This is a genomic window from Streptomyces sp. NPDC093544 (genome assembly GCF_040683495.1).
Lineage (GTDB): Bacteria > Actinomycetota > Actinomycetes > Streptomycetales > Streptomycetaceae > Streptomyces.
Genome location: NZ_JBFBEA010000001.1, coordinates 442,814 through 453,935 on the forward strand (window position 1 = coordinate 442,814; position 11,122 = coordinate 453,935).

Below are 11,122 nucleotides of genomic sequence, written 5' to 3' on the forward strand. Positions count from 1 at the left end.
GGGTGCCGATGCCGCCGCCCGAGCGTTTTCTGCCCACTTCCATTTTCGAAACGGGAAGTCACCGTGTCTTCAGCACCCTTCCGCACGCGCTTGCCAGGGGCGGTCATACGCCGCTGGCTCGGCCGTGGCGCGCTCGCCGCCTCGCTCTCCCTCCTGCCGCAAGTCGTGGCCCCCTCGGGCTATGACTTCGCCGCGCAGGCTCAGTCTCAGACCGCCCGGAAGCCGCTGGAGGACCGGCCTGAGGCAAAAACCGACAAGGTAGGCGTGCTCAAACCCGGCACGTCCAAAGCTCCGAAGGACAAAGCTGCACCGGCGTCCCGCGAAACCAGTGAGCGACTGAAGAAGGCCGCCTGGCCGAAGATTGGGAAGGCCACCGCCGAGGTCGCGGCGACCGGTCAGGCCGCCGTCACCGTCGGCGGGCTCGGCCTGGCCCTGGCCCAGGAGCCCGCCGCCTCGGCAGCCAAGTCGGCGAAGAGCAAGACGGCGGGGAAGGCCACCGGTCCGGCCGAGGAGGTGGCGCTCAGCGTCCATTCCCAGTCGGCCGCGACGAAGGCGGGCGTCAAGGGCGTCCTGCTCACCGTCGACCCGGCGGGAGCCGCATCCGGAAAGTCCGCCGGCGACAGTGACAAGCTACGCGTCTCCCTGGACTACTCCTCCTTCAGCGATGTCTACGGCGGCAACTTCGGCCCCCGTCTGAACCTGGTGTCGCTCCCTGCGTGTGCGCTGACCACCCCGGAGAAGGAGTCCTGTCGCACCCAGACCCCCGTGGTAGGCGCGGACAACGACGCGGAGTCCCAGTCCCTGACGGGCACCGTCTCCGCCCGCACGCTCGCAGCCGGCACCCCGATGCTGCTGGCGGCGGCGGCCGACAGTTCGGGAGGCGGGGGCGACTTCGGCGCCACCCCGCTGTCTCCGACCGCGACTTGGGAGGCCGGTGGCAGCACGGGCGACTTCACCTGGAACTACCCGCTGCGTGTTCCCCCGGCCACGGCCGGCCCGTCCCCGAACCTGTCGATCTCCTACAACTCTGCCTCGGTGGACGGCCGCACGGCCGGGGAGAACAACCAGACCTCGGTCATCGGAGAAGGCTTCTCGATCACCGAGTCCTACATCGAGCGCAAGTACGGCTCCTGCAAGGACGACGGCCAGTCCGGCAAGGGCGACCTGTGCTGGAAGTACGCCAACTCCACCCTGGTCCTCAATGGCAAGGCCGTGGAGCTGGTCAACGCCTGCGCCGACAAGGCGGCCTGCGACACCGCCGCACTGTCCGAGGCGTCCGGCGGCTCGTGGAAGGTGAAGAACGAGGACGGCACCCGCGTCGAGCACCTGACCGGAGCCACCGGCAACGGCGACAACAACACCGAGTACTGGAAGGTCACGGACGCCTCCGGTATCCAGTACTTCTTCGGGAAGCAGCGGATGCCCGAATGGAGCGACAAGGGCACCACCGACACCGCTGACGACGACCCGGTCACCAACTCTGTGTGGACCGCCCCCGTCTTCGGTGACGACTCAGGGGAGCCCTGCTACAAGTCCACCGGCTTCGCCGACTCCTTCTGCAACCAGGCATGGCGCTGGAACTTGGACTACGTCGTGGACCCCCATGGCAATGCCTCCACCTACTGGTACAGCAAGGAGACGAACAACTACTCCAAGAACGCCGACACCACCGTCAACGGCACCGGCTACACCCGCGGCGGCTACCTGAACCGCATCGACTACGGCCTGCGCAGCGAACTGATCTACTCCAAGCCCGCCGCCCAGCAGGTCAGCTTCAGCTACGCCGAGCGCTGCGTCGTCTCAGGCGGCTGCTCCAGCCTGACGGCGGACACCAAGGCCAACTGGCCCGACGTGCCCTTCGACATGATCTGCGCGGCGAACACCAAGTGCACCACCCAGATCGGCCCGGCCTTCTTCACCCGCAAGCGCCTCACCGACGTCACCACCTCGGTGTGGACCGGCACCGGCACCACCCGACGGGACGTGGACACCTGGCACCTGGACCAGAGCTTCCCCGACACCGGCGACGCCTCCTCGGCCAGCCTGTGGCTGAAGTCCATCCAGAACACCGGCAAGGCCAACAGCACTACCGCCGCGATGCCCCCGGTGGTCTTCGGCGGCGTCCAGCTGTCCAACCACGTGGAGGGCAGCGGTCAGGACAACCTGCGCTACATCAAGTGGCGGGTGCGGACCATCAAGTCCGAGACCGGCTCGACCCTCACGGTCAACTACTCCGACCCCGACTGCATCTGGGGCACCAGCATGCCGGCGGACATCGACAAGAACTCCCGCCGCTGCTATCCGGTCAAGTGGTCCCAGTCGGGGGCGACTCCGGTCACCGACTGGTTCCACAAGTACGTGGTCACCTCCACCTTCCAGGACGACCCCTACGGCCACGGCGACACCGGTGAGAAGTACTACGACTACCAGGGCGGCGCCGGCTGGGGCTACGCTGACGACGAGGGCCTGACCAAGGCGTCCAACCGCACCTGGTCGCAGTGGCGCGGCTACGGCAAGGTCGTGGAGACCTCCGGCGACTCCGAGGGCCCGCGTTCCAAGAAGTCCACGCTCTACATGCGCGGCCTCAACGGCGAGAAGGAACTCGACGGCACCGCACGTGTGGAGAAGGTCGCCGACTCAACCGGCACCGCCATCGACGACTCCCGCCAGTATTCCGGCTTCGTCCGCGAGACCATCGTCTACAACGGCACCGAGGAACTCAGCGGCACCATCAACACCCCCTGGTCCCACAAGACCGGCAGCCACACCTACGTCTGGGGCACCACCGACTCCTGGATCGTCCAGGCCGGTGAGACCGTCACACGCACCAAGACCTCCACTGGCACCCGCACCGTCACTCAGAAGACCACGTATGACCCCACGTACGGCATGCCGATGACCGTGGAGGACAGCGGTGACGCAGCCAAGACCGGTGACGAGTCGTGCGTGCGGACCAGCTACGCTCGTAACACCTCGGCCTGGCTGGTGAACACGGTCTCGCGCACCGAGACTTCCTCGGTTCCCTGCGCGACCACCCCGGTGGTCCCCGACGATGTCGTCTCCGACATCACCACGGCCTACGACGGTCAGGCGGTCGGAGTGGCGCCCACCAAGGGCGAAATCACTGCCTCCTACCGGGTCGCGAGCTACAACGCGGTGGACAAGACCCCCGTCTACCAGCAGGTCTCCGGCGCCACCTACGACAAACTGGGCCGCCCGCTCACCGCGACCAACGCCCTCAGCCAGACCGTCAGGACCACCTATGCCCCCGACGACACCGGCTACGGTCCGCTGACGTCCACGACCAGCACCGACCCCAAGACCTACACCTCCACTACTGAGGTGGACCCGGCCTGGGGCTCGGCCACCAAGACCACTGATGCCAACGGCAGCATCGCCGAGTGGTCCTTCGATGCGCTTGGCCGTCTGCGGTCGGTCTGGCAGCCGGACCGCTCCCGCGGTCTCGGCGACGCCGCCAGCATCGTCTACACCTACAGCGTCAACAACGACAAGGAGACCTGGGTCCGCACCGACGCCCTCAAGGCCGACGGACAGAGCTACAACAGCTCCTACGAGATCTTCGACAGTCTCCTGCGGTCTAGGCAGAAGCAGGTCCCCGCGGCGGGCGGTGGACGGGTGATCTCCGAAACGCTCTACGACGACCGCGGCCTGGCCTATATCACCAACAGCCAGGTCCACGACGACAACGCCCCCTCGGGCACTCTGGCCAACACCTACCAGGGCTCCGTCCCCGCTTCCACCGAGACGGTCTACGACGCCGCCGGCCGCGCCACCGACTCGATCTTCAGGGTCTACGACCAGGAGAAGTGGCGCACCAAGACCGACCAGCAGGCCGACCGCACCGCCGTCACCGCCGCCGCTGGCGGCACCGGCACACTGACAGTCACCGACGCCCGCGGTCGGGTGACCGAGCGCCGCGAGTACAGCGGCCCTGTCCCCAGCGGCATCGACTACACCCGCAGCCTGTACGAGTACACCGACGGCGGTCAGCTCAAGAAGCTGACCGGCCCGGACGGGGCGGTGTGGACGTACGACTACGACCTGCGCGGCCGCAAGACCATCTCAACCGACCCCGACAAGGGCCGTATCGACATCACCTACAACGATGTCGACCAGCCGCTGACCGTCATTTCGACTCTCAACGGCGTCTCCCGGACACTGATCACCGAGTACGACGAACTCGGCCGCAAGACCGGCACCTGGGACGGCACGAAGGACGACACCCACCGCCTGACCAAGTTCACATACGACTCGCTGCCCCTGGGGAAGGGGCAGCTGACGGCCGCAATCCGGTACGTCGGCGGCACCGCCGGCAAGATCTACTCCCAGGTGGCCACCGGCTACGACGCGCTCGGCCGCTCGAAGGGCACCAAGACCGTCATCGCCGCAACGGACCCCCTGGCCCAGGCCCTCACGGCCGTTGGGGCCTCACCGACGTTCACTACCTCCACCACCTACAACATCGACGGCACCGTCCAGTCCACCTCGATGCCCACAGTGGCTGGCCTGCCCGCCGAAACTGTCACGAACAGCTACAACAGCCTTGGCATGCTCACCGGCACCGACGGCATGACCGACTACGTTCAGAACATCGGCTACTCCCCATACGGCGAGATCGAGGAGACCCGCCTGGGCACATCCACCGGCGCCAAGCAGCTCCAGATCCTCAACCGCTACGAAGACGGCACCCGCCGCCTGACCAACACCCACACCGTCGACCAGACCAACACCGGCTACACCAGCGACCTCGACTACCTCTACGACGCCTCCGGCAACGTCAAGTCGGTCACCGACAACGCCAACGGCAAGGACACCCAGTGCTTCACCTACGACGGCTACCGCCGTCTGACCGAAGCCTGGACGCCGTCCTCCAACGACTGCGCCACCGCCCGCTCGGCGTCCGCTCTCGGCGGGCCGGCCCCGTACTGGACCAGCTGGACCTACGAGGTCGGCGGCCTGCGCGACACCCAGACCGAGCACACGGCCACCGCTAACACCACCACCGCCTACGGCTACCCCGCCGTCAACACCAACGGCATCGGCCAGCCCCACACCCTGACCTCGGTCACGGTCAACGGCGGCACGGCCAAGGAGTACAAGTACGACGAGCAGGGCAACACCACCAAGCGCTACGGCACCACTGGCACCGTGCAGAGCCTTGTCTGGGACATCGAAGGAGAACTGAGCAGCCTCACCGAAGGCACCAAGACCACCGACTACCTCTACGACGCCAACGGTGAACTCCTCATCCGCCGCGGCCCCGCCAAGAGCGTCCTCTACCTGGCCGGCCAGGAACTCCACTACGACACGGCCGCCAAGAAGTTCACCGCCCAGCGCTACTACCCGGCCGGCGACGCCACCGCCGTCCGCACTGAGACCGGCCTGTCCTGGATGGTCGACGACCACCACGGCACCGCCTCGATGACGGTGGACGCCACCACCCAGGCCGTCACCCGCCGCTACACCAAGCCCTTCGGCGAAGCACGCGGCACAACACCCTCAACCTGGCCCGACGACAAGGGCTTCCTCGGTAAACCCACCGACGCCGACACCGGACTCACCCACATCGGCGCCCGCGAGTACGACCCGGCCACCGGACGCTTCCTCTCCGTCGACCCCGTCCTCGCCCCCGCGGACCACGAATCACTCAATGGCTACGTGTACGCCAACAACACCCCCGTCACCATGTCCGACCCCACCGGTCTGCGGCCGATCACGGACTGCGAGCGTGGGTGCAGTGACGGCAAGGGCGGCAGCTACCACGACTACATGACCATGGGCCCCAACGGGACCTGGGTCTACCACTCCACTAATACCTACACCCAAAGTTTCGTGTACCAGACGCCAGGCGGCGGTCTGGGAAGCGGCACCATGACCGTCTCCGTCCGCACCGACGGAGGACGTTCCTCAACGAGCGTTCAGTTCAAAAAGGGGCCAGATCCGGCCCCGGCGAAGAAGGGCAGCAACCTTAAGACGAACGTCCTGGGCCATCTGGCTGGCATAGCCTACGGCCTTGACGCGGTAAGTGACCTCGCCAATCCATTCTGCTGGTTCGATTCAGGTTCGTGCAGCGCCACTGCAGAAACGAAGGAGACCTACGACGAATGGGCGGACGCTGCTGGAGCAGATACTGGATCCCTTCTCTACGAGGCGGCGTGGAACAACGGTTCACTGGCCCCCATGCTGGCTCTCGGCGGCGGAAGGTTTCCCAAAGAAAATCCCGGACTCCTCCCCGCAGCCGGCGCCAAGACCGATGCTCAGAACCTTGGGATGACCAAAACCGTCGAAAATCACACCTGGGACATCGCTGGTACTCGAGCTGTCGACTCCCCCAACTTCGGTAAGGCTGCACGCCCCTACATGAACGGTAACAACGGGCAACTTCTTCAAGAAATCATGGAAGCAACTGCGCCCAGGATGGATTCCCGTGGAGCTCCTGGGGTTGTCGAGTGGAGATCGCCCGGATCGATGAACGGAAGCAATGGGATCTGGGAGCTCAACATTGACACAAACTCCAACAAGATCGTCCACTTTCTCTTCAAGAGCCAAAAGGGCTAGTCGAAATGAAATTTTCCACCCACGACGGACCCCCTCTTGAGGGTGTTCTAACCTACGACGAGTCCGAGTACGGATTCTCCTTCACCGCACAGAACGGGGAGTCGCTGACCGCGAGGCTCGGCTCGGCGGGGGTTACGAGTGTGGTGATCGACACGCTCCAACTCGAGGTTGATATTGAGTCCCGGGAAGTCCTGTTCGCCTGGGGATATTTCCCGAACGTTCGGGGCGTGGTATCCGAGTTGAATGCTCCACAGTTCACCCCCGGGCGGGTATTCATCTCGTCGGACCACTCCTTCGAGTCTGGGGTTTCTCTCGATGTCCCTGGCAGCAGGTGGAGCGTTTCATACGATCCTTCCTCTGGATGGATCGCCATTGAACTGGACGACGCTGCCGACGCTAAGTTCGTCCAAATTGCCAGCGGAACGGTCTTGGGCATCGATGAGGGCGATCTGGTTTCGATCTGGCTTAGTCCCGTTTTCCAGAGTGATAGGCGATGAGCTGGACGGGTAAGCGGTAGGCTCGATCTTGCATGAGGGTCCGTCGGCTTGCCGACGGACCCTCATGCTCGTTCCGAGAAGCCCGTGACGGCTTGCCCAACTCGGCTTGGGAAACGGGGCACGTCCCCCGGCGATGAAGCTTCCCCTTGATCCTGGACACCTGGACACCTGGAGACTTGGATCTGAGATTCCAGAGGAAGTAGCACCAGGTGGGAAGCAAGTACATGTAGGTCCAGAAATCCGGTGTTGCAACGACCGATTGAGTCCAAGGAGTACACCTCGACTCAATTCCGGGACCGAATAGAGGGGTTGGGTATCCGGCAGAGTTGCGGATGCATTGGATCGTGTTTCGACAATGCCGTCGCCGAAAGCTTCTGGGCCCTGCTCAAGGAGGAAATCGGCACGCGCATCTGGCCCGACCGGGCCACCGCCCGTACCGAGGTCTTCGCCTTCATCGAGACCTTCTACAACCGCCGCCGCCTGCGTAAACGCAAGGTCTTCTGCTACCTCACCCCAGCTGAGACCAGGCAACGCCATCAACACGCCCTCGCGGCGGGTCGTGTCCCGCTTCGTGGTGTAAGCGACCTTGCTCGACGCGTTCCGGTAAGCCGTGCGTCGGCCACCCCGTGGGACACGGCTCCCGGGTCGCGAAGCGGCTTACCTGCCGTCAGCGCCATGCGCGGTACCGAGCCGCGCTGATACGGCGATGACCTGCGGATTCCGGTGCCTTGATCCGCTACACCACCTGGCGGGACGCCACCTCGCGGCGTAACCATCGAGTGTCCGATATCACGGGGAAACTTCACGGTGTCGTCGTACCGCTTCTACGAACGTTCCGTCAGCTCCCCCGTCCTACCGAGGAGTTGGTCGATGCTGGAGACGGCCAAGGCGAGGTAGAGGGCAAAGCTGAGGATCTGGATGGGTCCCAGGGGAACTCGTGGGCCGTGGAGGTGCCGTGGATCTCTTCGTAGTCCCGCTCGCGGTCGAGCCCCGCTGACGGAATCTGTCGAACGCCAAGTAGGCGTGAGGAGGGTCGACCTTGGGATGTTAGGGACGACAGCAGCTCCACTGAACGAGGAGGGCGGCAGTAGTCCGACGCGGGGCACTGCATGGTCGCTGGCGTAGATCCAGTTGTGAGGAGCGGCGAGACGTAGGGCGTGGGCTGTCATTCGTTTCTCCCCGGATTCTCCCCAGCGTTCGCCGATGCCCAAAAGACCTGGTCAGAGGCGTGTTCGACGCAGGGTGAGGAGATCACCCGCATCACTTCTCCCCAGGGACTCCCCAGAGCCCGTCATGGCTCTGTTTTCGGGCGGTGCGTGAGCAAATCACGCGAAGGGCTTGCGGGGGTATTGTCCGGCCTAAAGCCAGTCCCGCCGCTTGAAAATAACGTACAAACTGGCACAAACAACCCCCATTAGACCGAGCGCGAAGGGGTATCCGAAGCGCCAGTCCAGCTCAGGCATGTGTTCAAAGTTCATGCCGTAAATAGTTCCCACGAGTGTGGGAGCAAAGAGAATGGCGGCCCACGACGAGATCTTCTTGATCTCCTCGTTCTGTTCGAAGCCCGCCTCCGCCAACGCGCGCATTTCGGCGTTCTGTTGTTGGGTGACGAGGGTTGCGTTGACGGTGAGGATGTCGGTGAGGGCCTGGCGGAAGCCGTCGACGCGCTCGCTGGTGTGGGTGACGTGGTCGGCGACGTCGCGGAGGTAGCGCTGGAGTTCCTCGTCGGTGCGGTACTTGGCGAAGCCGGCCATCAGGGCGTGCAGCATGCCGACCAGGGGGCGGGTGGCGCGCTGGAACTCGACCATTTCCCGGGAGAGTTCGTAGATACGGCGGGACACCTTGGGGTCGCCGCGGAAGACCTCGGTCTCGATCTCGTCGATGTCGGTCTGGACGCCGGTCACGACGGGGACGTAGCCGTCGACCACGGAGTCGAGGATCGCGTAGAGGACGGCCTCCGGACCGAGCTTCAGCAGCTCCGGGGTGTCCTCCATGCGGCGGCGCACCGCCGAGAGGTCCGGTGCCGCGCCGTGCCGGACCGTGATCACGAAGTCGGGGCCCACGAACACGTGCAGTTCGCCGAAGTCGACCTCCTCCAGCGCGTCCACATAGCGCGCCGCGCTCAGGACGACGAACAGCGTCTCGCCGTAGCGCTCCAGCTTCGGGCGCTGGTGCGCCTCCATCGCGTCCTCGACGGCGAGCGGGTGAAGGTCGAACTCGGCGGCCAGGGAATGGAGTTCGGATTCCGTCGGACGGGCAAGACCGATCCACGCCATGCCGTCCGGCTGCTCGCGCAGCTCGCGGAAGGTGTCGGCCAGGGTCTCCGGCGTCGAGACGCGCACACCGTCGCGGTAGAGCGCCGCCTGTACGACGCTGGCGGCGTCGGCGGGTTCCGGCGACGCCGGGTCTGGGCGAGGTGCCCGCGGCGGTGCGGGCGGCGCCGCCGGTGGGGTGAGGGCGCGTCGCCAGCCGGTTTTCCTGGCGCCCGAGGCTGGGCGGGCGCGTCGCTCGGACATCGCGGCTGCCTCCCCTGTCGTCTGTCGTCGATAGAAGCGTTGAGCGTGAAGCGTGACCCTCGAAGGTTGAATACGGTCGAACGTACGTCTCTGTGATCACCGAGCAGGATATACGGGTCAAATGTCCTCGGCTTGGGGGGCGGGGCACCGGCGGGGTACGGAATCCCCAAGAAATGAGGACAGAACCTGTCCGCAAGCCCCGCTAACGTGCGGAGCATGACGAAGAAGACCTCCGCGGCACCCGGGCTCGGCAACCGCGCCCTCAACCGCGCGACCCTCGCCAGGCAGCTCCTGCTGGGCCGGTCCGCCCTCGGTGCCAAGGACGCCGTCGAGCACCTCCTCGGTCTCCAGGCGCAGAACGTCAAACCGCCGTACTACGCACTGGCCGCCCGGCTGGACGGCTTCGCCCCCGAGGCACTGTCCCAGCTCATGGCCGACCGCGAGGTCGTCCGCCTCGTCACCATGCGTTCCACCATCCACACCCACACCGCCGACGACGCCCTCACGCTGCGCCCTCTCGTGCAGGCCGCGCGCGAGCGGGAACTCAACCAGTTCCGCAAGGGGCTCGAAGGCGTCGACCTGGACCGGCTCGCCTCGATCAGCCGGGAGCTGGTGGAGGCCGAGCCGCGCACCATGAAACAGCTGCGTGAGGCGCTGCTCGCCGAGTGGCCGGACGCCGACCCGTTCGCGCTCTCGGTCGCCGCCCGCTGCCGGCTGCCGCTCGTCCAGGTCACCCCGCGCGGCCTGTGGGGCAGGAGCGGTCAGGTCACTCTCACCACCGTCGAGCACTGGCTCGACCGCCCCTCCGAGCCGGCGCCCGCCCCCGACGCGACCGTGCTGCGCTACCTCGCCGCCTTCGGGCCCGCCTCCGTCAAGGACATGCAGACGTGGGCGGGCCTGACCCGGCTGCGCGAAACCTTCGAACGGCTCCGCCCCCAGCTGCTCACCTTCCGCGACGAGAAGGGCGTCGAGCTCTTCGACCTCCCCGACGCGCCCCGCCCGGACGCCGACACCCCGGCTCCGCCGCGTTTCCTCCCCGAGTTCGACAACCTGTTCCTCTCGCACGCCGACCGCTCCCGGCTGGGGTCCGCCGATCTCAAGGGCCGGACGTGGAAGGGCAACCAGGCCTACTGCGTGCTGCTCGTCGACGGTTTCCTGGCGGGCGTCTGGCGGCAGGAGGGGGAGGTCCTCACGATCGAGCCCTTCGGCACGCTCACGGGGTCCCAGCGAAAGGAGGTCGTGGGAGAGGCCGAGCGGATGATGGAGGTGATGGGCGGCTTGTCGTCCTCCTGGGACATCCGCTTCGGGACAGTCGTCAAGTAGGGCTCAGTCCTTGCCTGTGACTGCCGCGGGATTCCAACAGACGTGTGCCCGTCGGCGGTTCGGGCTGTGGGGGAAGCCGACCGCCGACGGGCAGGTAGTGGATAGGGGGCGTTGCGGGCCTCCACGAGCGGGCCCCCAACCCCCCCCCCGTTCTCCAGCGGGGTTATAAGGGGCTCAACGGGGTCAACGCGTGTTATAAAGGGATGT

5 protein-coding genes are annotated in these 11,122 nt (G+C 65.9%); 4 read left to right on the plus strand and 1 reads right to left on the minus strand.

What is annotated here, in order from left to right; genetic code table 11:
* Nucleotides 1-63: 63 nt before the first annotated feature.
* The 3 genes from AB0N66_RS01755 (at nt 64) to AB0N66_RS01765 (ending at nt 7,775) form a co-directional block, all read left to right on the plus strand.
* Nucleotides 64-6,579 carry an RHS repeat-associated core domain-containing protein gene (locus AB0N66_RS01755; RefSeq protein ID WP_365426961.1) on the plus strand — a complete coding sequence of 2,172 codons (6,516 nt, stop codon included), beginning with the start codon at nt 64-66 and terminating at the stop codon, nt 6,577-6,579.
* A 5-nt stretch (nt 6,580-6,584) separates the two neighbouring features.
* A complete protein-coding gene (locus tag AB0N66_RS01760; protein ID WP_365426964.1) occupies nt 6,585-7,076 on the plus strand; it encodes a hypothetical protein in 492 nt (163 codons plus the stop codon).
* A gap of 309 nt (nt 7,077-7,385) precedes the next feature.
* A complete protein-coding gene (locus AB0N66_RS01765) occupies nt 7,386-7,775 on the plus strand; it encodes a hypothetical protein (protein WP_365426967.1) in 390 nt (129 codons plus the stop codon).
* A 659-nt stretch (nt 7,776-8,434) separates the two neighbouring features.
* On the opposite strand, the gene AB0N66_RS01770 is transcribed toward AB0N66_RS01765, so the two are convergent.
* Entirely contained in the window at nt 8,435-9,592 is a 1,158-nt protein-coding gene (locus AB0N66_RS01770) for a magnesium and cobalt transport protein CorA (RefSeq protein ID WP_365426970.1), read from the minus strand.
* 216 nt (nt 9,593-9,808) lie between these two features.
* On the opposite strand from AB0N66_RS01770, the gene AB0N66_RS01775 reads away from it, so the two are divergent.
* Nucleotides 9,809-10,915: a winged helix DNA-binding domain-containing protein gene (locus AB0N66_RS01775; RefSeq protein ID WP_365426973.1), complete on the plus strand. Its 1,107-nt coding sequence runs from the start codon at nt 9,809-9,811 to the stop codon at nt 10,913-10,915.
* Nucleotides 10,916-11,122 lie beyond the last annotated feature (207 nt).